Origin of the sequence: Burkholderia sp. IMCC1007, from assembly GCF_027257875.1 — a bacterium.
GTDB lineage: Bacteria > Pseudomonadota > Gammaproteobacteria > Burkholderiales > Burkholderiaceae > Burkholderia.
This window is the reverse complement of record NZ_JAPVQY010000012.1, coordinates 116366-141298: the sequence shown is the minus strand read 5'-3', so window position 1 is coordinate 141298 and position 24933 is coordinate 116366. Positions and strand designations below refer to the sequence as shown.

Below are 24933 nucleotides of genomic sequence, written 5' to 3'. Positions count from 1 at the left end.
CGGACATCACGGCAGTCGATTCGGCCGATACGTTCGAGCGACCGATCTACGCGGGCAACGCGATCGCGACGGTGCAGTCGAGCGACCCGATCAAGGTGATCACGGTGCGTGCAACGGGCTTCGATCCGGTTGCGGCGGAAGGTGGTAGCGCGTCGGTCGACAAGATCGACGCAGCGGCAGACGCCGGCAAGTCGCAGTTCGTGAGCCGTGAAGTGACGAAGCTGGACCGTCCGGAACTGACGTCGGCGAGCATCATCGTGTCGGGCGGCCGCGGTCTGGGCAGCGGCGAGAACTACACGAAGGTGCTGGAGCCGCTGGCGGACAAGCTGTCGGCAGCGCTCGGCGCATCGCGCGCCGCAGTCGACGCAGGCTACGTGCCGAACGACTATCAAGTGGGCCAGACCGGCAAGATCGTCGCGCCGCAGCTGTACATCGCAGTCGGCATCTCGGGTGCGATCCAGCATCTGGCCGGCATGAAGGATTCGAAGGTGATCGTCGCGATCAACAAGGATCCGGAAGCACCGATCTTCAGCGTGGCCGATTACGGCCTCGTCGGCGATCTGTTCGCGCTCGTGCCGGAACTCGTGACCGAGCTCGGCTGACGCGGCATGCTGCTTCAGCGGTAAGCAGCAAGATGAGGGGCGCGATGAGCGCCCCTTTTTTTGTGCTCCAAGCGGAAGAAGGGGATGTTCCCGGTGCGAAGCGCGCGATCGAGCGACGCTGCGCGGAACATGCCTGTCTGCAGGCGACGGACTCGCAGCAGAGGGCGATGACGGATCCCTCGGTCCAATCCGGCGCCCGTTCGCCGAAACGAAAAAAGGCGCCCCGCAGGCGCCTTTCCTTCCGATGCCGGACGGCCCGCGTGGCCGCGGCCCGTCCGGACTTACGCGTATGCCGGACGCGTCTGGCCGGGCACGTCCTTCAGGTAACGATGCACCGACAGGTCGTCGGCCTGGATCGCCGGCTTCTTGCCCGAGATCAGGTCGGCCAGCAGCTGGCCCGAGCCGCACGACATCGTCCAGCCGAGCGTGCCATGGCCGGTGTTCAGGAACAGGTTCGATACCGGCGTGCGGCCGACGATCGGCGTGCCGTCCGGCGTCATCGGGCGCAGGCCCGTCCAGAACGTCGCGTTCGACGTATCGCCGCCGCCCGGAAATAGGTCGTTCACGCACATTTCGAGCGTTTCGCGACGTGCTGCGCGCAGGTTCTTGTCGAAGCCGACGATTTCCGCCATGCCGCCGACGCGGATGCGCTGATCGAACCGCGTGATCGCGATCTTGTAGGTTTCGTCGAGCACCGTCGACACGGGCGCAGCCGCTTCGTTGACGATCGGCGCGGTGATCGAATAGCCCTTGAGCGGATAGACCGGAATCTTCATCAGGTTCGAGATGAAGCGGGTCGAGTACGAGCCGAGCGCGACGACGTACGCATCCGCGCGCACCGTCTCGCTGCCGCACTGCACGCCGGCGATCTTGCCGCCGGCAATCGCGAGTGCGTCGATCGGCGTGTTGTAGCGGAACTTCACGCCAAGCGATTCGGCGAGCGCCGCGAGGCGCGTCGTGAACAGCTGGCAGTCGCCCGTTTCGTCGCCCGGCAGGCGCAGGCCGCCCGTCAGCTTGTGCGACACGGCGGCGAGCGCCGGTTCGGCGTTCTTCAGTTCGGCCGGCGACAGCAGTTCGAACGGCACGTTCGCTTCCTGCAGCACCGCGATGTCCTTCGCCGCGCCGTCGAGCTGCTGTTGCGTGCGGAACAGCTGCAGCGTGCCGCCCGTGCGACCTTCGTACTGGATGCCGGTGTCGGCGCGCAGCGCCTGCAGGCAATCGCGGCTGTATTCGGCGAGGCGGACCATGCGGCCCTTGTTGACCGCATAGCGCTCGGTCGTGCAGTTGCGCAGCATCTGCCACATCCACTGAAGCTGGAAGCGCGTGCCGTCGAGACGGATCGCGAGCGGCGCATGCTTTTCGAACATCCACTTGACGGCCTTCAGCGGCACGCCGGGCGCGGCCCAGGGCGCGGCATAGCCCGGCGAGATCTGGCCCGCGTTCGCGAAGCTCGTCTCGAGCGCCGGGCCGGCCTCCCGGTCGATCACCGTGACTTCATGACCGGCGCGCGCGAGGTAATACGCGCTTGCCACGCCCACCACACCGCTGCCCAGAATGACGACTCGCATAGCTGCTCCAGATGGAAGGGACCAGGTCGAGGCCGGGCGCACCCGCGGCTCCGTGTAACCTCTAGCTGATCTAGTTTTTTGCGCTATGGTATTGTCGAATGTGTAGGTTTTGTTATCGTATTTTTGAGGTTTTCAGCAGAAACAAATGAGAACGCAACGCCAGCCAGTACGCTCCCTCGACAAGCTCGACCGGCGCATCCTGAAACTGCTCCAGGACGACGGCCGGATGGCGATGAAGGACCTCGCGGAGCAGGTCGGACTGACCGTGACGCCGTGCATCGAACGCGTGCGGCGCATGGAGCGGGACGGCGTCATCACCGGCTATCACGCGCGCGTCGATCCGAGCCAGCTTGGCGCGGCGCTGCTGGTATTCGTCGAGATCACGCTCGGGCACAAGGGCGGCAACATGTTCGAGCAGTTCCGTCGCGAAGTGATGAAGATCGACGAGGTGCTGGAATGCCATCTCGTGTCGGGCGATTTCGACTATCTGATCAAGGCGCGGATCGGCGAGATGGCCGACTATCGCAAACTGCTCGGCGACATCCTGCTGCAACTGCCCGGTGCGGTGCAGTCGAAAAGCTATGTCGTGATGGAGGAAATCAAGGAAACGCTGACGATTTCGGTCGGCGAATGACCGCCGCGGCGGCCCGGCATCGGGTTGCCTGTCGGTCCCCTTGTTTCGCCCTCATCTCGCCCTTGGCATGCTGCACCCAATACTGTATAAATATACAGTATTGGGTGCAGCCGAAGGGGTGAGCGCATGGGCTCTCTGTCCGACAACGAATTTCCGATAGCGCCGCCCGCGCCCCGCAAGGGGCGCGGTGCGGTCGACAATCTGCAGGGCCGTTACGAAACCGCGCTGAGAGAAGCCGTCGACGACGGCTGGATGCACGAATCGGATGATGCCGAGCTGCCGGCGCCGCTGCGCACGCAGGTGTTCGAGGAGCGCGCGAAGAGCATCCTGACGCACAACCAGTCGCCGGACATTCCGTTCAGCGTGTCGCTCAATCCGTATCGCGGCTGCGAGCACGGTTGCATCTATTGCTTCGCGCGGCCGACGCACAGTTATCTCGGCTTGTCGCCAGGGCTCGATTTCGAGAGCCGCATCTATGCGAAGGTCAATGCGGCCGAACTGCTCGAACGCGAGATGTCGCGCAAGCGTTACGTGCCCGAACCCATCGCGCTCGGCGTGAACACCGATGCATACCAGCCGGTCGAGCGCGACCTGCGCATCACGCGCAGCGTGATCCAGGTGATGCACGATCACGGGCAGCCTTTCGCCGCGATCACGAAGTCGTCGCTGATCGAGCGCGATCTCGACCTGCTCGCGCCGATGGCCGCGCGCGGGCAGGTAATGGCCGCGGTCACGATCACCACGCTCGACGCCGATCTCGCGCGCACGCTCGAGCCGCGTGCGGCGACCCCTGCGCGCCGCTTGCGTACGATCCGCGCGCTGCGCGACGCGGGCGTGCCGGTGGGCGTGAGCATTGCGCCGTTGATCCCGTTCGTCACCGAGCCCGATCTGGAGCGCGTGCTCGAAGCCTGCGCGGATGCCGGCGCGACGCACGCGAGCTACATCATCCTGCGGCTGCCGTGGGAGGTCGCGCCGCTGTTCAAGAGCTGGCTGTCCGCGCATTTCCCCGATCGCGCGGAACGCGTGATGAACCGCGTGCGCGACATGCGCGGCGGGAAAGACTACGACTCGGATTTCTCGAAGCGGATGAAGGGGGAGGGGATCTGGGCCGACCTGTTGCGGCAGCGCTTCCGTCAGGCTGTCAAGCGGCTCGGGTTGAACGAACGCGCGAACGGCATCCTGGATCTGTCGCAGTTTCGCGGCGCACCGGCGGGCGCGGCGGCCGCGCAGCGCGTCGTTGCGGGCGCAACCAGTGCGAAGGTGCGTGACGACGCGCAGTTGAGCCTGTTCTGATCCGCGCGCCGGCGCTTATTGCGAAATCTGCTTTGCCGCTTCGACTTGCGACTCGAAATACGTCTGGAACGACAGCGCGAGCGCGGTCATCAGCAGGAACGCGCCGATCAGCAGCGAGAAGATCACGACGAAGATCACCGTCCAGCCGGATCGGCTGTGCTTGCCGGTGTCGGCATTGAATTGCGCATCCCATTTTTCGTCGGGGCGCAGCCCGTAGACGAGCGCGGCGAGGAACGCCGCGAGCAGCGAGATCGCGCCGGGCACCGCGAGCCACCAGCCGAGGCCGGCGCTGCGCTGGGTGGCGGCGAGCAACAGGAAGCCGGGGATGCCGACGATCGTCGCGAGCAGGTGCGCCCAGCCGTACACGTCGCGAAAGCCGTACAGGTAGAAGCGGTGCGCGCCGAGCGATCCGAACAGGAAGGCGAGGGCGGCGGTGAGCGTCTTGGAGCGGAAGCGGCGGGACGGTGCGGTGCTGCTGGACATGGGTGGCGACGGATGATCGTTGCATGGGCGGCCGCGAGGCCGGCGGCGGGCGCACGGCCCGGCACGCATTCTACGATGCCCGGTCGAACCGGGTCACCCATCGCCTGCGTCAAGGTGCCGCATAGGTGACGCGGTAGATGGCGCCCGCGTAATCGTCGCTGACGAGCAGCGAGCCGTCCGGCAGTGGCAGCACGTCGGCCGGGCGGCCCCACACCGAGCCGTCCGCGCGCAGCCAGCCCGTGATGAACGGTGTCTGGCTTGCGTGACTACCATCGGCCGACACGACGGCGCGCATCACGCGGTAGCCGACTTTCGTGCTGCGGTTCCACGAGCCGTGCTCGGCAATGAATGCGTTATTGCGATACGACGCCGGAAACATCGGTCCCGTATAGAAGCGCATGCCGAGTGCCGCGACGTGCGCGCCGAGTTTCAGCACGGGCGGCACGTACCGGCGGCATACTTCGCGGCTGCCGAATTCGGGGTCGGGCGTGTCGCCGCCGTGGCAGTACGGGAAGCCGAAGTCGAGGCCCGCGCGCGGTGCGCGGTTCAGCTTGTCGTCGGGTACGTCGTCGCCCATCATGTCGCGCCCGTTGTCGGTGAACCACAGCTCGCCGGAATCGGGGTGCCACGCGAAGCCGACCGTATTGCGCACGCCGCGGGCAAATACCTCGCGCCCGCTGCCATCGGCGTTCATCCGTGCGATGATCGCGTACCGGCTGCGGTCGACGAGACACACGTTGCATGGTGCGCCGGTCGGCACGTAAAGCTTGCCGTCGGGGCCGAACGCGATGAATTTCCAGCCGTGGTGATGTTCGGTCGGCAGCGCGTCCGTGACGATCGCCGGCGCGGGCGGCTTCGAGAGCCGGTCGTCGATGTGGTCGACGCGCAGGATGCGTGACACGGCCGATATATAGAGCGTACCGTTGCGGTACGCGACGCCGACGGGCATGTCGAGCCCCGACGCGATCACGTAGTGGGCGCTGATCCGGCCCTCATGCATCGCGAACGCGTGCACGCTGCCTTCCCGCGTGCCGACATACAGGATGCCGCGCGGCGACCACGCCATTTCTCGCGCGCTCGGCACGGCGTCGGTGAGCACGTCCACGTGAAAGCCGGGCGGCACGACAAGCTGGCCCACCGGCAGTGCGGCGCATGCCGCAGCGGACGCGAGACAGATGACGAGGCCGGCCAGCAAGCCCGCGAGGCGGTGCTGCGGGTGCTGCGCGCGGTGCGCCGACGTGACGCGAAATAGCGGCATGGCTGCGGGAGGCGTCGTGAACACGACGATTGTATGCCCGGCTGCCGGGCGGCTGGGAGCGCGCGCGGAATTTTTGCGCGTAAGTGTTTGTTGTGGCTTCGGTTTCCGGCTATAATCGCACGTTTCAGTAGTTTCGAACCCGGTTTTCCCGAAGGATTTCATATGGTTATCATCCGTCTGGCTCGCGGCGGCTCGAAGAAGCGCCCGTTCTACAACATCGTTGCTACCGATTCGCGTAACCGTCGTGACGGCCGCTTCATCGAGCGCGTCGGCTTCTACAACCCGGTTGCTACGAAGGGCGAAGCACTGCGTATCGCTCAGGACCGTCTGACGTACTGGCAAGGCGTTGGCGCACAACTGTCGCCGACCGTCCAGCGTCTCGTGAAGGAAGCGCAAAAGGCGCAGCCGGCTGCCTAACATGGCGCGGTGTGCCGGTCGTGCCGGCTGCAAGGAGCATTGATGTCCGGTCACGATTCCGGTAACACGAAGCGCGGGCGAGCGTCGTTTGGCGCATTCGTCCGCAAGCCGGTCGCACGCGACGCTGTCGCGGACGCCGGTACGGCTGCCGAGCAGGGTAGCCTTGAGGCGTTGCAAGCCTGGCCCGACGACGCTGTCGAGGTCGGGGCAGTGGTCGACGCCTATGGCCTGAAGGGTTGGGTCAAGGTGGCGACGCATGCCGACGCCGGTCGCGGTGGCGATGCGCTGCTCAATGCGCGCCGCTGGTGGCTGGAGCGGGGTGGCGAGCGGTTGTCCGCCCGCATCCTGCAGTCGAAGACGCACGGCGACACGGTCGTCGCGCAACCCGCGGGTGTCAGCGACCGCGATGCCGCATTGGCTTTGCGCGGCTTTCGCGTGTTCGTGCGCCGGGAAGATTTCCCGGCATTGGCCGCGGACGAATTCTATTGGGTCGACCTGATCGGCCTCGAGGTCGTCAACGAGCAATCGGTGGCGCTCGGGACCGTGAGTGGAATGATCGACAACGGCGTGCATTCGATCATGCGCGTCGAGTATCCGGCGATCGGCAAAGACGGTCAGCCCAACACCGCCGAACGGCTGATTCCGTTCGTCGGCGTCTACGTCAAAACGGTGGATCAGGCGGCACGTCGCATCGTCGTCGACTGGGAAGCCGATTACTAAATGAACCAGGAGAGCGCGGTGCAGTTCGATGTCGTCACGCTCTTTCCCGAAATGTTCCGCGCGCTGACCGACTGGGGAATCACCAGCCGGGCCGTGAAGCAGGAGCGCTTCGGGCTGCGCACCTGGAACCCGCGTGATTTCACGACGGACAACTACCGCACGGTCGACGATCGTCCGTACGGCGGCGGTCCGGGCATGGTGATGCTGGCCAGGCCGCTCGAAGCTGCGATCGGCGCTGCGAAGGCAGCGCAGGCGGAGCAGGGCGTCGCGAGCACGCGTGTGGTGATGATGTCGCCGCAAGGCGCGCCTTTCACGCATGAACGTGCGATGCGAATGGCGCAGGAGCCGGGCGTCATCGTGCTGTGCGGCCGCTACGAGGCGATCGACCAGCGTCTGCTCGATCGTTGCGTCGACGAGGAAATCAGCCTCGGCGATTTCGTTCTGTCCGGTGGCGAACTCCCGGCGATGGCGATGATGGATGCCGTCGTGCGCTTGCTGCCCGGCGTGCTGAACGATGCGCAATCGGCGGTGCAGGACAGCTTCGCCGACGGGCTGCTCGATTGCCCGCATTACACGCGCCCCGAGGAATACGAGGGGATGCGCGTGCCGGACGTGCTGCTCGGCGGGCATCATGCCGAGATCGAGCGGTGGCGGCGGCAGGAAGCGTTGAAGAATACGTTGCAGAAGCGGCCGGATCTGATCGCCCGGGCGCGTCGCGACAAATTGTTGAGCCGGGCCGACGAGGCATGGCTCGCGAACCTCGCACGCGAAGCGAAGAACGCCTCTTGAGGCGGCCTCGCAGGCGGGAAATGGCGGCGCCGTGCATGCGTGTACGGTGCCTGATGTAAATCCATCCTCTATCGGGGCCAAGCCTGTAAACAGGCGGGTGCAAACGCCGACACGATGGCTTTAGGAGTCAGTGATGAATCTGATTGCAAAACTTGAGCAGGAAGAGATCGAGCGCGCGCTCGCCGGCAAGACGATCCCCGAATTCGCCCCGGGCGACACGGTGATCGTGAACGTGAACGTGGTTGAAGGTAACCGCAAGCGCGTTCAGGCTTACGAAGGCGTCGTGATCGCGATTCGCAACCGTGGCCTGAACTCGAACTTCATCGTCCGCAAGATTTCGTCGGGCGAAGGCGTCGAGCGTACGTTCCAGACCTACTCGCCGCTGCTGGCGAGCATCGTCGTGAAGCGTCGCGGTGATGTGCGTCGTGCGAAGCTGTACTACCTGCGCGAGCGTTCGGGCAAGTCGGCTCGAATCAAGGAAAAGCTGGTGTCGAAGGATCGCACCGCAGCAGCTTCCCAAGAGTAAGAGCTGTAAGGAAAAAGCACCCAGCCGGGTGCTTTTTTCATTCTCGCGCGACAATATGCTCGATACGAACGAACGCGAGCGCTCCATTGAATCGTCGTCCCATCATTGATCCCGAAGTCCTGCCGGTCGAAGGCACCGGCGCGGGCTTGCCCTCCATCGATTCCCGTCTGCTGACGCCGCCCGGCTTGCGCGAGCGTTTCGCGCGCACGCTCGAATGGACTGTCGAACCCGGCGAAGCGCGACTGCAGGACGGCGTCGATCCGCGCAACGCAGCTGTCCTCGTGCCGCTCGTCGTTCGCGACACCGGCCTCACCGTGCTGCTCACGCAGCGCGCGGACCACCTGAACGACCACGCCGGGCAGATCAGTTTCCCCGGCGGCCGTCGCGAACCGTTCGATCGCGACACGACCGCGACCGCATTGCGCGAGGCGAAGGAAGAAATCGGGCTGGCCGCCGAGCGGGTCGAGATCCTCGGTGCGTTGCCCGACTACCTGACAGGCACCGGCTTTCGCGTGACGCCCGTCGTGGGACTCGTGCATCCGCCGTTTACCGTGCAGGCCGACACGTTCGAAGTCGCCGAGATTTTCGAAGTGCCGCTCGCGTTCCTGATGAGTCCGGCAAACCATCAGGTCCGCGTGTTCCGCTGGGAAGGCGGTGAGCGTCGTTTTTTTGCGATGCCCTATCCGAACGACCAGTCCGACGGGCATTACTTCATCTGGGGCGCAACTGCCGGCATGTTGCGCAATCTGTACCGCTTCTTGGCAGCCGGCTGACATCCTGCCGCATCCGCCGCACGCGGCCGTCTGCCGGGCGTTCGCGCCGGCAATCATGCGCTGCTTACGCTGTGCTATCGTTATGCAAAAAATGACATAACTCGGAAGACGGCGCCACGCATGACTTTCTTTTCGGTTCTCCTCGCCCTCATCATCGAACAGGTCCGCGCGTTGTCGCCGAGCAATCCCGTGTTCGCGTTGTTCCAGTTTCATGCGGAAACCGTCGCGCATGGTCTCGACGCCGGCAAGCAAAAGCATGGCGTTCTCGCGTGGCTCGCGGTCGTGCTGCCGTGGGTGCTGGTCGTCGCGCTGATCTATTTCCTGCTTTACAAGGTGAGCTTCGTGCTCGCGTTCATCTGGAACGTCGTCGTCGTGTATTTCACGCTCGGCTTCCGCCAGTTCAGCCACTATTTCACCGACATTCATCTCGCGCTCAACAATGACGACGTGCCGCGCGCGCGTGAAATCCTGCACGAGTGGACGGGCCTCGATACGGTCGACATGCCGGTCGGCGAAATCGTCCGCCACACGCTGATTCATGCGGTCGTCGCATCGCATCGCCATGTGTTCGGCGTGTTCTTCTGGTACGTGTTGCCGATCGGCCCGGCCGGCGCCGTGCTGTATCGCATTTCCGAATATCTCGCGCGCACGTGGTCGACGCCGGCCGACGATCGCACGGCTGCATTCTCGACGTTCGCGCAGCGCGCGTTCTTCGTGATCGACTGGATTCCGTCGCGACTGACCGCGCTGGGCTTCGCGATCGTCGGCAACTTCGAGGATGCCATCTACGCGTGGCGCAACCATACGCGCCAGTGGCCGGACCCGAACGACGGCGTGCTGCTCGCGGCCGGTAGCGGCGCGCTCGGCGCGCGTCTGGCCGGGCCCCTTGCGGAGCCGTCGAGTCTCGACGCGCTCGCGGTCGGCGACAGCGGCCCCGTGACAGTTGGTGACGATTGCACGCCGCGCACGCTGCAGTCGGCAGTCGGCCTGGTCTGGCGCGCGGTGATCCTGTGGATGATCCTGCTGCTGATGCTCACGCTGGCCGTCTGGGTGTCGTGACGCGACAGGGCCGCGCCCGATGAAATGACAAGGCCGGCTTGATGCCGGCCTTGTTGCTGTGGATTCGCTCGGTGTGGTGCTTCAGTCGGCGAGCGGGTCGCGCACCGCGCCGCATTGCCAGCAGGCCGTGAACTGGGCCTCCAGCACCTCGCCGCACTGGCGACAACGCCATGGGGCAGCGCCGGCCGACGGGCCGCTCGACGCGGCGTCGAGGAGGCGCCGCGCCAGCGCATCGTCGCGCTCGTCGTCGAGCCACAGCTCGGGCCCGCACGCGTCGGCGGGCAGGCCGCCGAGCGCACCGGTCGCGTAGCAGTTATGCAGCTCGCAACCGATGCCGGCCATCTGCAGCACATTGGCCCAATGCTGCGCAGTCGCGAGATCGGGTGCCTTCAAGCGCATCGCGGCTCCTGTCGGTGAAGGCCGGCCCGAACCGGCCCGGCCGCGTTCTGCCCGCCGCGCGATCAGCGGACGATCTGGCTTGCCTCGTGCACGAGCTGCGCGTACAGCGCGTGCCGCGACGGCGCGATGCGGCCATCGGCGACGGCTTCGAGAATCGCGCAGCCGGGCTCGTGCAGATGATGACAATTATAGAAACGGCAGTCCGCGAGCAGCGGGCGGAACTCCGGAAATGCGCGCTCGAGGCGGCCCTCCGTCAGGTGATAAAGGCCGAATTCCTGGAACCCCGGCGAATCGATCAGCGCACCGCCGCCTTCGAGCGGATAGAGGCGCGTGAACGTCGTCGTGTGACGGCCGCTGTTGAGCGCGGCCGAGATTTCGCGGGTCGCGGCTTCGGCATTGGGCACGAGCAGGTTCACGAGCGTCGACTTGCCCATCCCGGACTGGCCGAGCAGGATCGTCGAATGCCCGGCCAGGTGCGGCATCAGCTGCGCGCGCGCATCGTCGGGCGAGCCCTTCACCGACAGCTCGAGCACGTCGTAGCCGAGCGCGCGGTAGGGTGCGAGACGTTCGCGGGCGACCGGCAGTGCGGCTTCGACGTCGATCTTGTTCAGCACGACGAGCGGCTTCAGCTCGTTCGCCTCGGCCGCGATCAGCGCGCGGCCGAGCAAGTCCTCGCTGAAATAGGGCTCGGTCGCGAGCACGATCAGCAACTGGTCGAGGTTGGCCGCAAAGAGTTTCGATTTGAACTGGTCGGAGCGGTACAGCAGGTTGCGGCGCTCGCCGATCTCGACGATCACGCCCTGGTCGGCCGACGCCTGTTCGTACACGACGCGGTCGCCGACCGCGATGTCGCTCTTCTTGCCGCGCGGGAAGCACTGCAGCATGGGGCCGCCGTCGTCGGGCGCGACGATGTAGTGGCGGCCATGCGCCGCGATCACGCGGCCTTCGACGCGCGGCGCGTCCGACGCGCGCGGGGCCGGCTTGCGGGAGGTCGGCCGGCTCATGCGTGCTGCATCAGGCGGTCGATCCGCTGCGAGGCGGGCGGATGCGAGTAGTAGAAGGCCGTGTAGACGGGGTCGGGCGTCAGCGTCGACGCGTTGTCCTCGTAGAGCTTGACGAGCGCGCTGACGAGATCCTGTGCGTCGGTCTGGCTGGCCGCGAACGCGTCGGCCTCGAATTCGTGCTTGCGCGACGTGAGGCTGCTGAACGGCGTCGCGAAGAACAGGAACACCGGAATCGCGAGGAAGAACAGCACGAGCGCGGCGCCTGCGTTGCTGGAGTCGAGCGACGGCGTGACGCCGAGGCCGGTGTAGAACCACGTGCGTTGCGCGAGCCAGCCGAGCAGCGCGAGCAGCACGAGGCTCAGCACGAACGACACGAGCATCCGCTTCATCACGTGGCGGCGCTTGAAGTGGCCGAGCTCGTGCGCGAGCACCGCTTCGATTTCCTGGCCCGACAGCCGCGCGAGCAGCGTGTCGAAGAACACGATCCGCTTCGATGCGCCGAAGCCCGTGAAGTACGCGTTGCCGTGCGCGGAACGGCGGCTGCCGTCCATCACGAACAGGCCCTTCGCCGCGAAGCCGCAACGCTTCATCAGCGACTCGATGCGCGCGCGCAGCGCGTCGTCCTTCAGCGGTTCGAACTTGTTGAAGATCGGCGCGATGAAAGTCGGGTAGATCAGCAGCACGAGCATCTGGAACGCGACCCAGACGATCCACGTCCACAGCCACCACAGGCTGCCGGCCTGGTTCATCAGCCACAGCACGACGAACAGCAGCGGCAGGCCCAGCACGGCGCCGAGCAGCGCGTTTTTCAGCATGTCGGTGAAGAACAGCCGTTTGGTCATCCGGTTGAAGCCGAAACGCTGCTCGATCCCGAACTGGCGGTAGTACTCGAACGGCACGTCGATCACGCCGGTGATCGCGAGCACGGCGGCGACGAGCGCGACCTGCTGCCCGTAGCCGCGGCCGAACCAGCCGGTGAGCAACGTGTCGAGCGCGCCGACGCCGCCGAGCAGCGTGAGGCCGACCAGCACGGCCGCGCTGACGACGATCTCGAACATCGCGAGCCGGGTGCGCTCGACGGTGTAGTCGGCCGCGCGCTGGTGGGCGCTCAGCGGAATGGTGGCGCTGAACTGCGCGGGCACGCCGTTGCGGTGCGCGGCGACGAAGCGGATCTGCCGCGACGCGAGCCACAGCTTGGTGACGACCATCGCGAGCACGGCGATCGCAAACAGCAGGGTGAACGAAAAGGGTGACATCGAAGGCGCCAAAGGGTTCTATGCGAGAATTATATGTTCTTGCGGACCGGGCCCGCTCACGCGATGCCGCCCGCCTGGGCTGCGCCGCATCGGCGTGCCCGGTCCGCCATTTTCCAGGATGACTCATGACCGATACCGCCGCTTCCGCCAGCCAGCCCGCGCTCGTGCGCAACGAGTTGAACCTCGTCTGGCTCGACATGGAGATGACGGGCCTCGACCCGGATAACGACCGCATCATCGAGATCGCGGTCGTCGTGACCAATTCCACGCTCGACATCGCCGTGGAAGGCCCCGTGTTCGCGATCCACCAGAGCGACGAAACGCTCGCGAAGATGGACGACTGGAACAAGTCGACGCACGGCCGTTCGGGCCTGATCGACCGCGTGCGCGCGTCGACCGTGACCGAGGCGGAAGCCGCCGCGCAGCTGCAGGCGTTCCTCGCGCAGTACGTGTCGCCCGGCAAGTCGCCGATGTGCGGCAACTCGATCTGCCAGGACCGCCGCTTCATGGCGCGCTGGATGCCGGAATTCGAGCGGTTCTTCCACTACCGCAACCTCGACGTCAGCACGCTCAAGGAATTGTGCCGCCGCTGGCAGCCCGCGATCTACAAGGGTTTCCAGAAGCGCGCGATGCATACGGCGCTGGCGGATATCCACGAGTCGATTGACGAACTCAGGTACTACCGCGAGCATTTCCTGATTCCGGCCGCATCGGCCGCATCGGCCGCATCGGCTGCGGCGGCGGGCGAGTCCGCGCCGGCCGCCTGAGCGGGCCGGCACACGCTCGGCGCTCGGCAAACGCTCAGCGCCGGGCGCTCTTCGGCCGGAACGCCGCGACCACCGCGGCGTGGGTCTCGACGTACGGGCCGCCGATCAGGTCGATGCAATAGGGCACCGCGGCGAAGATGCCGGGCACGGTCGGCTTGCCGTCGACATCGCGCAGCCCTTCGAGCGTTTCCCGGATCGATTTCGGCTGGCCGGGCAGGTTGACGATCAGCGCCGCATGGTCGGCGTCGGCCGTTTCGCGGATCACGGCGACCTGCCGCGACAGGATCGCGGTCGGCACGAAATTCAGGCTGATCTGCCGCATCTGCTCCCCGAAGCCCGGCATTTCCTTCGTCGCCACGGCCAGCGTGGCCTCCGGTGTCACGTCGCGGCGTGCGGGGCCCGTGCCGCCCGTCGTCAGCACGAGATCGCAGCCGGCGACGTCGACGAGTTCGACGAGCGTGGCGGAGATCGTCGGTGCGTCGTCCTGGATCAGCCGGGTCTCGGCGCGCCACGGCGACGCGAGCGCGCCGGCGAGCCATTCCTGCAGCGCCGGAATGCCCTTGTCCTCGTAGACGCCCGTGCTCGCGCGGTCGCTGATCGACACGAGGCCGACCACGAGTTCGTCCGGGTGATTACGCTTCGTCGTCATGGTCGTCTCCGGCGTCGTCCGGGGTTGCGTCGCCGTCCGCGTCGCCCGTGCCGCTCGCGGTCTTGATCCACTGGAACAGCTCGCGGAAATAGCGCGGCGGCTTACCTTGCTGCGCTTCCTTGCGCGCGTTGCGGATCAGCGTGCGGCCTTCCTGGATGTCGGCTTCCGGATGCTGGCGGAGGAATTCGGTCAGCGCGTCGTCGCTCGCGAGCAGCTGGTCGCGCGTGCGTTCGATCCAGTGCAGGCGGGCCGTCGCGGCCTTGTTCACGCCGCGCTGGGCGTCGAGCGCGGTGCGCAACGCGGCCGTTTCGTCGTCGGTCAGCGAGCGCATCACGCGGCCGACGTACTGGAGCTGGCGGCGCTTGCCTTCGTGATCGGTGATCCGGCGCGCCTCGCGCACGGCGTCCGCGAGACTTTCTGGCATCGGCATGCGCTTGAGCGCGTCTTTCGGCAGATCCACGAGCGCCTGGCCGAGCACCTGCAGCTCGTGCATCTCGCGCTTCAGTTGGGATTTGCTGGGGCGATCGTAGCCATTGTCGTCTTCTTCGACGGCATGTTCGATCGGCTGGATTCGGGTTTTGCGTGTCATGGGCGGCATTGTATCGCGGCGCGGACCCCCGAAGCTTGTCGGTATCCGGCCCCGGACCTTGCTATGATCGCGGGATACGCAACATTTTGAACATGCGGGCGCCCGCCCGCCACCGGATATCAAGACGATGGCAGCCAATCTCGACGTACAAGCGCGCTATTTCCCGCACACGCAGGACCAGCTCAAAGAAATTGCCTCGGACATCCTTCGCCATGCGAAGGCGCTCGGTGCGAGCGACGCCGCGACTGAAATCTCCGAAGGCGACGGCCTGTCGGTGTCGGTGCGCCGCGGCGAGGTCGAGACGATCGAGCACAACCGCGACAAGATGGTCGGCGTGACCGTGTTCATCGGCAAGAAGCGCGGCAACGCGAGCACGTCCGACTTCTCGCCGGCCGCGATCAAGGATACCGTTGCCGCCGCATACAACATCGCGCGCTTCACGGCAGAAGACGACGCGGCCGGCCTCGCCGAAGCCGAGCTGCTCGAAACCGACCCGCGCGACCTCGATCTCTATCATCCGTGGGCGCTGTCGGCCGACGACGCCGTCGAGCTCGCCCGCCGCGCGGAAGACGCCGCGTTCGCGGTCAGCCCGCAGATCCGGAACTCGGAAGGCGCGAGCGTGTCGGCGCAGCATTCGCAGTTCGTGCTCGCGACGTCGCGCGGCTTTCTGTCCGGCTACCCGTATTCGCGCCACTACATCGCGTGCGCGCCGATCGCGGGCAGCGGCCGCCACATGCAGCGCGACGACTGGTATTCGTCGAAGCGCAGCGCGGTCGATCTCGCCGCGCCGGAAGCCGTCGGGCGCTACGCGGCCGAACGTGCGCTCGCGCGGATGGGCGCACGCCGTCTCGACACCCGCAAGGTGCCCGTGCTGTTCGAGGCGCCGCTCGCGGCCGGCCTGCTCGGGGCATTCGTGCAGGCCGTGAGCGGCGGCGCGCTGTACCGCAAGACCTCGTTCCTCGTCGACAGCCTCGGCAAGCCGGTGTTCGCACCGCACGTCCAGGTCGTCGAGGATCCGCACGTGCCGCGCGCAATGGGCAGCGCACCGTTCGACGAGGAAGGCGTGCGCACGCGCGCGCGCAACGTGGTCAGCGACGGTGTCGTCGAAGGCTACTTCCTGTCGACCTATTCCGCACGCAAGCTCGGCACGCAGACCACCGGCAATGCCGGCGGCTCGCACAACCTCGCGCTGCGCAGCTCGAACACGCAACCGGGCGACGATTTCGACGCGATGCTCAAGAAGCTCGGCACGGGCCTCTTGCTGACCGAACTGATGGGGCAGGGCGTGAACTACGTGACCGGCGACTATTCGCGCGGCGCGGCGGGCTTCTGGGTCGAGAACGGCGTGATCCAGTACCCGGTCGAGGAAATCACCGTCGCGAGCACGCTGCAGGAAATGTTCCGGCATATCGTCGCGATCGGCGCGGATTCGATCGTGCGAGGCACGAAGGAAACGGGCTCGGTGCTGATCGAGCAGATGACGATCGCCGGCCAGTAAGGCGAGCGGCATCGGCCGCCAGCCAAGTAAAAAACCCGAGCGGCGCGAGCCGGTCGGGTTTTTTATTGCGCGTCACGTTGCGTTGCGCGTCAGCCACGCTTGCGCTCGTAGACGACGAATGCATAGCTGAAGGTGTTCGGCGCGGCAGCCTGGTGCGCGTCGCGCGACACTTCGTGCCAGTGCGCGGGATCGGGCGCCGGGAACGACGCGTCGCCGTCGAAGTCCGCGTCGATCTCGGTGACGACCAGCTTGTCCGCGAGCGCGAGGCCTTCCGTATAGAGCTGAGCCCCACCGATCAGGAATGCTTCGGGTACGCCGTCGCGCGCGGCGAGCGCGAGCGCGTCAGCAAGCGACGTGACCGTGTCGCAGCCGTCGAAGCGGCGCGTTGCGTCGCGCGTGACGACGATGTTGCGGCGGCCCGGCAGCGGCCGGCCGATCGACTCGTGGGTCTTGCGGCCCATCACGATCGGCGCACCCATCGTCGTGCGCTTGAAGAATGCGAGGTCTTCGGGAAGTTTCCAGGGCAACTGGTTGTCGCGGCCGATGATGCCGTTGCGGGCACGCGCGACGATCAGGGTCAACGTCGTCATGAGAGTCGGAAAAGGGAATCGGAATGGCGCCGATTCTACCGGAACGGCGACGTCTGCCGGATTCGGTGCGAGCGGGCAGCGGGGTTTGCTTTCGGGCATGCGCGACGGCGATGCCCCGAATAAAAAGAGTGCCCGCCGGGGGACGGACACAAAAAAGGTGCGCGTGGTTGCATCGACGATGCGGGACGCGATTCGACGTTCATGACGAATTCAATCGATATGTAATCCTTATTGAATGTCAGGGATGCGAACTCGCGTGCGCATCATTGATGCAGCAGGCATGCCGGCGCTGCATGCCATCGTGTGCTGCGTGGCGCCGGGGCGCGGTGCAGGAACCGGCACCGGCTGCCGGGCAGGCGGCGCGATCTCGTCCCACAGCGTCACTGACGACTTGTCGGAGGAAATCCGATGCGGTACCGCGACGAACATGATGTCGAAGCCCCTGTCCTGCGGTGCGTTCAGCGTAGTGACGGCAAGCAGCGTCGCGTGATCAGGCATCACGCCTTCGTCCGCGTACGCCGGCACGAACATACCGGCTGCTGCAAGCGCAATCGCAGCGGGGACGAGAGAAAGCAAAAGGGCTGTACGCATGGTCACGCTCTCCGATCTGTTACCCATTCAGCGAAATGCATGCCATCGCGCGCGCAGCGTTGTCGCAACGGCGACTCGCTCGTGCGCATTGTGAGTCGCGGTCGAAAAGGCCGAAAAAATGTTTCAGGCCTGAAACGATGGGGCTCGGGAATACTGCGGATTCATTCGTCACGCTTCAAGGATGAAAATCGGCGCATGTGTCGATACGGAATACGGAACGTGTGACCGCCCGTGCTCTGTGCAGATGATTGACCTATATCGACCGCTGAGCGATTCGGCCGCTCGCCCATGTGCGCTGCAATCGGTTTGTCGTATGCGGCGCCTATAACTAAGCTGTCTTGATCAAAAACACCTGGACGCGAAACAAGCGCCATCGTGCGAGGCTTGTCAGTGCCGCGTATGGACATGGCGAATCGAGCCTAGTAGCCGCTTCGGCTGACCGATTCGATCTTTTTGCACGTGATTTCGTGTGCGCGGCAATCGTTAGACGGTTGATGAACGGGGTGCGCATATGCGAGCCGAGCAGCGGCATGTGATCTATTTTTCGCGCGAGCCGAACGACGCGTTGCGCAGGCATTTCGACGAATGCGGATGGCGTGTCGATCTTGCGGAGACCCCGCGCGACGTGCGGCGCGTCGTGCAGCACGGCGTTGCATCCGCCGGCCTGCTCGATTTTTCACCGGGTTTCAGGCCCGCGGACCTGCGCGAACTCGAGGCGTGTCTGTGCATTCAGCACATCGGCTGGATCGCTGCGACCCGGCGCGGTCAATTGCAGGACGTCATGCTGCGGCATCTGATTCGTGACTACTGCTTCGACTACGTGACGATGCCGTACGAAACCGCGCGCATCGTCGAGACGGTCGGCCATGCGCACGGGATGATCGCACTGACCGAGTCCGTCGCGTCGCCGGTCGGGGCCGGGCGCGCCGAAGGCGAGATGGTCGGCACCTGCGATGCGATGCTCGGGCTGTTCAAGACGATCCGGCGCGTCGCGACGACCGATGCACCCGTATTTATTTCCGGCGAATCCGGCACGGGCAAGGAGCTGACGGCCGTCGCGATTCACGAGCGCTCGTCGCGCGCGCAGGCGCCGTTCGTCGCGATCAATTGCGGTGCCATCCCGTCGACGCTGCTGCAGGCCGAACTGTTCGGCTATGAGCGCGGCGCGTTTACGGGGGCGAATCAGCGCAAGATCGGCCGCGTCGAAGCGGCCAATGGCGGCACGCTGTTTCTCGACGAGATCGGCGACCTGCCGCTCGAAAGCCAGGCGAGCCTGCTGCGCTTCCTGCAGGAAGGCAAGATCGAGCGGCTCGGCGCGCACGGATCGGTGGCGGTCGACGTACGCGTGATTTGCGCGACCCACGTGGACATGGAGGCGGCGCTGCGCGACGGACGTTTCCGCGAGGACCTGTTCCATCGCCTGTGCGTGCTGAAGATCGAGGAGCCGCCGCTGCGGGCGCGCGGCAAGGATATCGAGGTGCTCGCGCGCCACATGCTCGAGCGTTTCAAGGGCGACGCGCATCGCCGTCTGCGCGGTTTTTCGCCGGATGCGATCGCCGCGCTGTACGGCTACTCGTGGCCGGGCAACGTGCGCGAGTTGATCAACCGCGTGCGCCGGGCGATCGTGATGTCCGAGGGCCGGATGATCAGCGCGGCCGATCTCGAGCTGAAGGAGTTCGCGACGCTCGCGCCCGTGTCGCTGACGGAGGCGCGGGAGGCGGCCGAACGGCAGGCGATCGAGCAGGCGCTGCTGCGTCATCGCGGCCGTTTCGCCGATGCCGCACGCGAACTCGGCGTGTCGCGCGTCACGCTCTACCGGCTGATGTGCGCGCACGGAATGCGCGATCGCGGCGACACGCTGGCAGGGTTTTCCGCGCCGTCGCCGGAGGTTCCGCGGCACGCTTGCTAAAATTGGCGGGTACGGCCGCCCTCGCGGCCGAAGGAACCCGCATGAAACAGTACCTCGATCTCGTTCGCACCATCCTCGACACCGGCACCTGGCAGGAGAACCGCACGGGCATCCGCACCATCAGCATGCCCGGTGCGATGCTGCGTTTCGACCTCCAGCAAGGTTTCCCGGCCGTCACGACCAAGAAGCTCGCGTTCAAGTCCGCGATCGGCGAACTGGTCGGTTTCCTGCGTGCATCGCGCAGCGCGGCCGATTTCCGCGCGCTCGGCTGCAAGGTGTGGGACGCGAACGCGAACGACAATGCGCAGTGGCTCGCGAACCCGTATCGCCAGGGCGTCGACGATCTGGGCGACGTGTACGGCGTGCAATGGCGCCAGTGGCCCGGCTACAAGGTGCTCGATGCGGGCGCCGACGCGCAGATCGCCGACGCGACGCGCCGCGGTTTCCGGATCGTCACGTGCTTCGACGAGGACGGTGCGCCGAAGGTGCTGCTTTACAAGGCGATCGACCAGTTGCGCCAGTGCCTCGACACGATCATGGAAAACCCGTCCGACCGCCGCATTCTGTTTCATGCGTGGAATCCGGCGGTGCTTGACCAGATCGCGCTGCCCGCGTGCCACCTGCTGTATCAGTTCCTGCCGAACGTCGCGAAGCGCGAGATTTCGCTGTGCCTGTACATCCGCAGCAACGACGTCGGGCTGGGCACGCCGTTCAACCTGACCGAAGGGGCCGCACTGCTGGCGCTGGTCGGGCGGCTGACGGGCTATACGCCGCGCTGGTTCACGTATTTCATCGGCGACGCGCACATCTACGAGAACCAGCTCGACATGCTGCAGCAGCAGCTCACGCGCGAGCCGTACGAAAGCCCGCGGCTCGAGATCGCCGAGCGCGTGCCGGACTACGCGAAGACGGGTGTGTATGCGCCTGAATGGCTCGAGCAGATCGAACCGTCCGATTTCTCGCTCGTCGGCTATCGGCACCATGAGCCGCTGACCGCGCCGATGGCGGTCTGACGACCCGCCGAGCCGGGCGGCGCGCGACACGCGATGCCGCCCGGCAGCAGGATGAAGGCCCGACCGGCATCAGCCGGCCGGGCCTTCTCGCTTCATCGCAGACGGTTACTGGCGGCGTCGCTCCTCGTGACCGCCCGCTGGCGGATTGCCCTGGTGGGGCGCTTCGACGTGCGGTGCCGGCGCCGCCTGCGGCCGCGGTTCCATGTGCGGCGCGGGCATCGGGCGCGGCTCCATGCGCGGGGCGGGCATCGACGGCCGTGGCTCCATGCGCGGTGCCGGCGGCTGCGGTCGCGGCACGGGGTGCGCGGCCGGCGCGGGCGGCCGATACTCGTTCACGCGCGGCGGCGCGACTTCGTGGCGCGGTGCCGGTTGCCCATAGTCAGGACGTGGTTGCGGTGCCGGGACGGCCCGTTCCGGTCGCGGTTGCGAATGCGGGGCCGGCGCCGCGAAATCAGGGTGCGGCCGCGGTTGCGACATCTGCGCGGTCGTGTCGGGTCGCGGTTGCGGCAACGCGCGCGGCATTTCCTGGCGCATGCCGGGTTCGCCCGGCGTGTTTTCCGGATGCGGCACCAGCGCCGCGCTGCGCACGGGCGGCAGCGCGTTCTGTCCCGCCGCGTGCAGCGCGGTCGGCGGCGTCGGGCGCTGACGTTCCATGGGCGTGTGCGGCTGCATCCAGACGGGCGTCGGCGTGGCGGCTGCATGCGGCGTGCCGCGTTCGTCCGGACCGTTGCCGGCGGCTGGCGGGTGCGGGACGGTGTTGCCCGGGGCGAACGCCGAATGCGGGGTCTCGCGGCCCGGCGGCTGCGGCGTGCCGCCGTTGGCAAAGCGCGCTGCATCGGGTGCCGCACCGTTCGCGGGCCGCGCCACGTTCGCCATGGCCTGCATCGGCATACCCGGCGCCGCGGCCTGAGCCTGAGCCTGAGCCTGAGCATGAGCGGGCTCGGCTTCGCGCGGCGCATGAGCCGGCTGCACGACGGGGCCGTGCGGATTCACGAGTTGCACGTTGCGCATCGCCCAAGCGCCGCCTTTCGGATTGCCCGGCACATGGACTTGGCGCGCCGCATAGTCCGGCGGCACGGTGGTCTTCACGACCGGCGCGCCCGCGCCGGGCACGTGCTCGCCTTGCCGGGCGAGATGCGCGGCCGCCTGGTCGCGATAGGCGGCCGGTACGGCCGGATTCCGCGTCGCGACGAACGGATGCTGTCCGATCGCCGCCGGCGGACGGTAGCTGGCGGTGCGCAGCGCCCCGGTAAAGCTCTGGCGCACCGGCGCGATGCCGGGCGTACCGGGCGTCACGTGCGCGTTGCGCCATTGCCGCGGATCGACGTGCTGCGCGAAGTGCGCGACAGGCTGGCCGTGCACGAATGCCGACGCCGGTACGGCCGTGATCGCATGCGGCGCGCGGAAGTTCACGTACGTCTTGTTGATGTTGGTGATGTTGGTGATGTTCGTCACGTTGACGATCTTGTTCACCGTGACGTTGTTCACCACGATGTTCCGGTTCACGCGATCGTAGTAATGCGGGCTCCAGCCGCCCCAGCCCGGGTGCCACGCTTCACCGGGGCCGAGCGCGAACCATGCGCAGCCGGCCGCGGCGACGCCGCCGACCGTCAGCGCGACGCTCCAGTCGGGGCCGCCGCCACCGCCGACGAACGCGACGAGTGCCGGCGCATAGACGGGCGGCTGGCTGACGGCCATCGCGCCGGGCACCCACGCCCAGCTGTCGTCGACATAGGCCCAGCGGCCGTAGTGATACGGCGCGAAGCCCCACGGGGCGTCGTCGACCCAAGTCCAGCCCCACGGCGCCTGCCAGATCCAATGCCCGTCGTGATAGGGCGCCCAGTCGGCCGGCGTGTCGTTCGGCACCCAGACCGCGCCGTAATTCGGCGTTTCTCGCCACGTGCCGTTCGCGTCGAGATCCTGATAGCCGGGGATGTCGCGCGACACGTAGCGGGCGGACACCGAGCGTTCCTCGGCCGCGTCGCGGCTGGCGGCCCACTGGTCGAGCGCATCGGGCGCCGGCGCCCCGGATTGTTGCGCGATCTGCAGGTCGGTGCCGGTGAACACGACTCGCTGCCCGGCCGACAGCGGATACTGTCCGTTGCTGCCGTAGACCGTTGCCGTGCCGCTGCGCACCGTCACCGTCGTGCTCGTGCCGTTAGGCGCGACGTCGACGCGATAGTCGCCGGGGCCGCCGATGCCGAGCGCGAGATTCGGCGTGTCGATTTCATACGAGCCGCCGGACGGCAGCTCGCGCACGTGCGTCGACACCGTGCCGAGGCCGACCTTCAGCTGGGTCGTCGTGTCGTCCAGGTTCAGCACGGACGCGCTCGTCGACGCGCCGAGCCGCACGGCCGTCGACCCGATGTGCAGCTCCGAGCGCGCGTCAGCGTCGTTCCATAGTTGGTCGCCGGTGGTCAGCGGCCGGTTCACGGCAGCGTACGACCACGTATCGGTGCCTGCGGGCTCCGTCGTCACCGCGCCCGACAGGTAGTTGAGCCGGGCGACGCGGCCGGGCGGGTCGCCGCCCGCTTGACCGGCAGCGGCCGCATACGCCGCCGCAGCGGTCGATTGCGCGAATGCGGGGGGCAGGGTCGCCAGCGCGGCGCACGCGAGCAGGGTGCAGCGGGCGGTTGGCTTCAGCTTGAACAGGGTGGCCATGTTGAGCGTCTTGTCGTGGACGCGGCGCGTCGATTCGTGCCGTCCAGCTCACGATATCCGGTCGGCCTGTTTCAGTGCTCGGTGTTTTGTAAGTCGATTGGCTCGCGATGTAACAAAACCTGTCCATCGCGCGCCGTTGTCGTGCGGCGCAAGGCACGCGTCAAACGGACGTAAGCCATCCGTCGAAAATCTGCTGGCCGGGCACGGTGACGCGCAGCACGCGCGGTCGCGCGGAGCGCTCGATCCAGCCATGCGCGCAGAAGCTGTCGAGCAGCGCCGCGCCGAGTGCGCCGCCGAGATGTGCGCGGCGCTCGCTCCAGTCGAGGCAGCCGCATGCGAAGCGGCGCCGGCGCGTGCGTTGCTGCTCCACGTCGATGCCCCAGCGCGCGAGTGCCTGCGCGCCGAGCTCGGTGGTCTCGATCTCGTCGCCGTTTGCCTGCAGCCAGCCGCGCGCGGTGAGTCCGTCGAAGATCCGGACCGCGAGTTCGCCGGCCATGTGGTCGTAGCAGGTGCGCGCATAGCGCAACTCCGCCGGCACCGTGCGCGATGGCGGCGGAACCGGGCGATGCGGGGCCGCTGCGCGGGCGACGTTCGCGAGCGCTTCGAGCGACGCCGCGATGTCGGCCGACGCGAGCCGGTAGTAGCGGTGCCGGCCGCGCACGTCGAGCGCGAGCAGGCCGCCGTCGGTGAGGCGGGCGAGGTGCGCGCTCGCGGCGGACGGCGACAGCCCCGCGATCATCGTCAGTTCGCCCGCCGGCCGTGCGCTGCCGTCCATCAGCACCCATAGCATCGCGGCGCGCCCGGGATCCGCGATCAGCGCGCCGATGCGGCTCAGGCCCGGAAAGTGGTGGTCGTCTTGATCGGTCATCGTCGTGTCTCGTCTGGCGGGATGAATGCAGTGTAGAGGCTGAGCGCATTCGATGTTTCGCGTTCGGGTGAAATGTCGAATGCGGCGAGGCGGCGCCGGCGCGGCATCGCCGCGGCGGGCCGGACTGCGGCCGCCGGCCGTGCGCGCGTAGAATGGCCGGACGCGGCGGCAGTGGGCCGCCGGATGCGACACGATGCAACGATGAAGACGATTTTCTGCCTGTTGGCGGCCGCGCTGGTCTGCGCGGCCTGTGCGCAGGGCGGCGCGGGTGCCGCCGGCGAGCGGGGCGGCAGCCTCGAGATGTACGGGACGATCGATCAGGGAATCACGGTGCGTCGCTGACGGGCCCCGGTTTCCGGCGGGCATTGCGCTTCGACACCCGGTTGTGCGTGCGGCGCGTAGGGCGACGCGTTGTCGCAGTGCAACGTATAATGCGCCGATTGCAGCGCCCCCGCCGCCTGGAGCCACAAGATGTCCCAACCCACCCCCGTACCGGCCGCCCTCGACCGCACCGAAACCGTATTCCGCTTCCTCGCCGAGCCGTCGTCCGTGAACTTCGGCGGCAAGGTGCATGGCGGCGCGCTGATGAAGTGGATCGACGAAGTCGCGTATGCATGCGCGGCGGTCTGGTCGAGCCGCTACTGCGTGACGGTCAGCGTCGGCAACATCCGCTTCCAGCGTCCGATCCTCGTCGGCAACCTCGTCGAACTGAAGGCGCGCGTCGTCGCGACGGGCCGCACCAGCATGCACATCCACGTATCGGTGCATGCCGGCGATCCGAAGGGCGGCGTGCTGCGTCAGACGACCGACTGCCTCGTCGTGTTCGTCGCGGTCGACGAGAACGGCAACCCGGTGCCGGTGCCGCCGTTCGTGCCCGAGACCGACGAGCAGAAAGTGCTCGCGAAATACGCGGCCGACGTGCGCGCCGCGCTCGACAAGATCGTCGAGATGAAGCCCGAAGAAGTGGCGAAGGGCGCGGTCTGACGCCCACGGGCGCCGCGCGTTCGCGCCGCGCCC

Annotated in this window: 27 protein-coding genes; 15 read left to right on the top strand and 12 right to left on the bottom strand. The window is 66.9% G+C overall.

The genetic code is table 11. The annotated features are described in order from the left end of the window. On the top strand, positions 1 to 602 hold a 602-nt coding region (locus tag O1Q03_RS14390), incomplete at its 5' end, for an electron transfer flavoprotein subunit alpha/FixB family protein (protein WP_269504252.1). Between the two features lie 281 nt (positions 603 to 883). Here the strand turns inward: O1Q03_RS14390 and O1Q03_RS14385 are convergent. Then, positions 884 to 2170, bottom strand: coding sequence for a D-amino acid dehydrogenase (locus tag O1Q03_RS14385; protein ID WP_269504251.1), 1287 nt, complete (start codon positions 2168 to 2170; stop codon positions 884 to 886). Between the two features lie 145 nt (positions 2171 to 2315). Between O1Q03_RS14385 and O1Q03_RS14380 the strand changes: the two genes are divergently transcribed. Together O1Q03_RS14380 and O1Q03_RS14375 are read left to right on the top strand one after the other, a co-directional pair. Continuing rightward, positions 2316 to 2804, top strand: a complete 489-nt coding sequence (locus tag O1Q03_RS14380) for an Lrp/AsnC ligand binding domain-containing protein (protein ID WP_014897710.1) — start codon at positions 2316 to 2318, stop codon at positions 2802 to 2804. A 126-nt stretch (positions 2805 to 2930) separates the two neighbouring features. Next, positions 2931 to 4097 carry a PA0069 family radical SAM protein gene (locus O1Q03_RS14375; protein WP_269504250.1) on the top strand — a complete coding sequence of 389 codons (1167 nt, stop codon included), beginning with the start codon at positions 2931 to 2933 and terminating at the stop codon, positions 4095 to 4097. Between the two features lie 15 nt (positions 4098 to 4112). On the opposite strand, the gene O1Q03_RS14370 is transcribed toward O1Q03_RS14375, so the two are convergent. Both O1Q03_RS14370 and O1Q03_RS14365 read right to left on the bottom strand, forming a co-directional pair. Then, positions 4113 to 4580, bottom strand: a complete 468-nt coding sequence (locus O1Q03_RS14370) for a TM2 domain-containing protein (RefSeq protein WP_269504249.1) — start codon at positions 4578 to 4580, stop codon at positions 4113 to 4115. Positions 4581 to 4689: 109 nt separating this feature from the next. Beyond that, a complete protein-coding gene (locus O1Q03_RS14365; RefSeq protein WP_269504248.1) occupies positions 4690 to 5838 on the bottom strand; it encodes a PQQ-dependent sugar dehydrogenase in 1149 nt (382 codons plus the stop codon). A gap of 162 nt (positions 5839 to 6000) precedes the next feature. Here O1Q03_RS14365 and rpsP point away from each other — a divergent pair, with 162 nt between their 5' ends. The 6 genes from rpsP (at position 6001) to O1Q03_RS14335 (ending at position 10122) form a co-directional block, all read left to right on the top strand. Next, complete coding sequence (gene rpsP / locus O1Q03_RS14360; protein WP_006400702.1) at positions 6001 to 6255, top strand: 30S ribosomal protein S16; 255 nt, start codon at positions 6001 to 6003, stop codon at positions 6253 to 6255. 42 nt (positions 6256 to 6297) lie between these two features. Then, on the top strand, positions 6298 to 6975 hold the full coding sequence (gene rimM / locus O1Q03_RS14355) for a ribosome maturation factor RimM (protein ID WP_269504247.1): 678 nt from the start codon (positions 6298 to 6300) through the stop codon (positions 6973 to 6975). After that, positions 6976 to 7764, top strand: a complete 789-nt coding sequence (trmD, locus tag O1Q03_RS14350) for a tRNA (guanosine(37)-N1)-methyltransferase TrmD (RefSeq protein WP_269504246.1) — start codon at positions 6976 to 6978, stop codon at positions 7762 to 7764. Positions 7765 to 7897: 133 nt separating this feature from the next. Beyond that, positions 7898 to 8290: a 50S ribosomal protein L19 gene (rplS, locus tag O1Q03_RS14345; RefSeq protein ID WP_011883860.1), complete on the top strand. Its 393-nt coding sequence runs from the start codon at positions 7898 to 7900 to the stop codon at positions 8288 to 8290. Between the two features lie 86 nt (positions 8291 to 8376). Further along, positions 8377 to 9063 (top strand): CoA pyrophosphatase, encoded by a 687-nt coding sequence (locus O1Q03_RS14340; RefSeq protein WP_269504244.1) that lies wholly within the window; start codon positions 8377 to 8379, stop codon positions 9061 to 9063. 120 nt (positions 9064 to 9183) lie between these two features. Next, a complete protein-coding gene (locus O1Q03_RS14335) occupies positions 9184 to 10122 on the top strand; it encodes a CobD/CbiB family protein (protein ID WP_269504243.1) in 939 nt (312 codons plus the stop codon). Between the two features lie 81 nt (positions 10123 to 10203). Here the strand turns inward: O1Q03_RS14335 and O1Q03_RS14330 are convergent, their stop codons facing one another. The 3 genes from O1Q03_RS14330 to O1Q03_RS14320 form a co-directional block, all read right to left on the bottom strand. Then, positions 10204 to 10521 (bottom strand): putative signal transducing protein, encoded by a 318-nt coding sequence (locus O1Q03_RS14330; RefSeq protein WP_269504242.1) that lies wholly within the window; start codon positions 10519 to 10521, stop codon positions 10204 to 10206. Positions 10522 to 10583: 62 nt separating this feature from the next. After that, complete coding sequence (gene rsgA, locus O1Q03_RS14325) at positions 10584 to 11525, bottom strand: ribosome small subunit-dependent GTPase A (protein WP_269504241.1); 942 nt, start codon at positions 11523 to 11525, stop codon at positions 10584 to 10586. Beyond that, a complete protein-coding gene (locus O1Q03_RS14320) occupies positions 11522 to 12781 on the bottom strand; it encodes a M48 family metallopeptidase (protein WP_269504239.1) in 1260 nt (419 codons plus the stop codon). Before O1Q03_RS14320 ends, rsgA begins: the two co-directional genes overlap by 4 nt. A 125-nt stretch (positions 12782 to 12906) precedes the next feature. Between O1Q03_RS14320 and orn the strand changes: the two genes are divergently transcribed. Next, positions 12907 to 13548, top strand: coding sequence for an oligoribonuclease (gene orn / locus O1Q03_RS14315; protein WP_269504237.1), 642 nt, complete (start codon positions 12907 to 12909; stop codon positions 13546 to 13548). 34 nt (positions 13549 to 13582) lie between these two features. Here orn and mog read toward each other — a convergent pair whose 3' ends face one another. Continuing rightward, positions 13583 to 14197: a molybdopterin adenylyltransferase gene (gene mog, locus O1Q03_RS14310; protein WP_269504236.1), complete on the bottom strand. Its 615-nt coding sequence runs from the start codon at positions 14195 to 14197 to the stop codon at positions 13583 to 13585. Next, positions 14181 to 14786, bottom strand: a complete 606-nt coding sequence (gene yjgA, locus O1Q03_RS14305; protein ID WP_332112533.1) for a ribosome biogenesis factor YjgA — start codon at positions 14784 to 14786, stop codon at positions 14181 to 14183. Before yjgA ends, mog begins: the two co-directional genes overlap by 17 nt. A 127-nt stretch (positions 14787 to 14913) precedes the next feature. On the opposite strand from yjgA, the gene pmbA reads away from it, so the two are divergent. After that, entirely contained in the window at positions 14914 to 16284 is a 1371-nt protein-coding gene (gene pmbA, locus O1Q03_RS14300; protein ID WP_269504234.1) for a metalloprotease PmbA, read from the top strand. 89 nt (positions 16285 to 16373) lie between these two features. Here pmbA and O1Q03_RS14295 read toward each other — a convergent pair whose 3' ends face one another. Both O1Q03_RS14295 and O1Q03_RS14290 read right to left on the bottom strand, forming a co-directional pair. Beyond that, positions 16374 to 16874: a dihydrofolate reductase gene (locus O1Q03_RS14295; RefSeq protein WP_269504233.1), complete on the bottom strand. Its 501-nt coding sequence runs from the start codon at positions 16872 to 16874 to the stop codon at positions 16374 to 16376. Positions 16875 to 17102: 228 nt separating this feature from the next. Further along, a complete protein-coding gene (locus O1Q03_RS14290) occupies positions 17103 to 17465 on the bottom strand; it encodes a hypothetical protein (RefSeq protein ID WP_269504257.1) in 363 nt (120 codons plus the stop codon). Positions 17466 to 17976: 511 nt separating this feature from the next. On the opposite strand from O1Q03_RS14290, the gene O1Q03_RS14285 reads away from it, so the two are divergent. Further along, entirely contained in the window at positions 17977 to 19374 is a 1398-nt protein-coding gene (locus O1Q03_RS14285) for a sigma-54 dependent transcriptional regulator (RefSeq protein ID WP_269504232.1), read from the top strand. Between the two features lie 41 nt (positions 19375 to 19415). Next, entirely contained in the window at positions 19416 to 20387 is a 972-nt protein-coding gene (locus O1Q03_RS14280; RefSeq protein ID WP_269504231.1) for a thymidylate synthase, read from the top strand. Positions 20388 to 20492: 105 nt separating this feature from the next. Here O1Q03_RS14280 and O1Q03_RS14275 read toward each other — a convergent pair whose 3' ends face one another. Both O1Q03_RS14275 and O1Q03_RS14270 read right to left on the bottom strand, forming a co-directional pair. Further along, positions 20493 to 23048: a DUF6600 domain-containing protein gene (locus O1Q03_RS14275; protein ID WP_269504230.1), complete on the bottom strand. Its 2556-nt coding sequence runs from the start codon at positions 23046 to 23048 to the stop codon at positions 20493 to 20495. Between the two features lie 160 nt (positions 23049 to 23208). Beyond that, on the bottom strand, positions 23209 to 23916 hold the full coding sequence (locus O1Q03_RS14270; protein ID WP_269504229.1) for an ArsR/SmtB family transcription factor: 708 nt from the start codon (positions 23914 to 23916) through the stop codon (positions 23209 to 23211). Between the two features lie 201 nt (positions 23917 to 24117). On the opposite strand from O1Q03_RS14270, the gene O1Q03_RS14265 reads away from it, so the two are divergent. Both O1Q03_RS14265 and O1Q03_RS14260 read left to right on the top strand, forming a co-directional pair. Next, positions 24118 to 24258, top strand: coding sequence for a hypothetical protein (locus O1Q03_RS14265; RefSeq protein WP_006753078.1), 141 nt, complete (start codon positions 24118 to 24120; stop codon positions 24256 to 24258). Between the two features lie 129 nt (positions 24259 to 24387). Further along, complete coding sequence (locus tag O1Q03_RS14260; protein WP_269504228.1) at positions 24388 to 24900, top strand: acyl-CoA thioesterase; 513 nt, start codon at positions 24388 to 24390, stop codon at positions 24898 to 24900. The last annotated feature ends 33 nt before the right edge of the window (positions 24901 to 24933 follow it).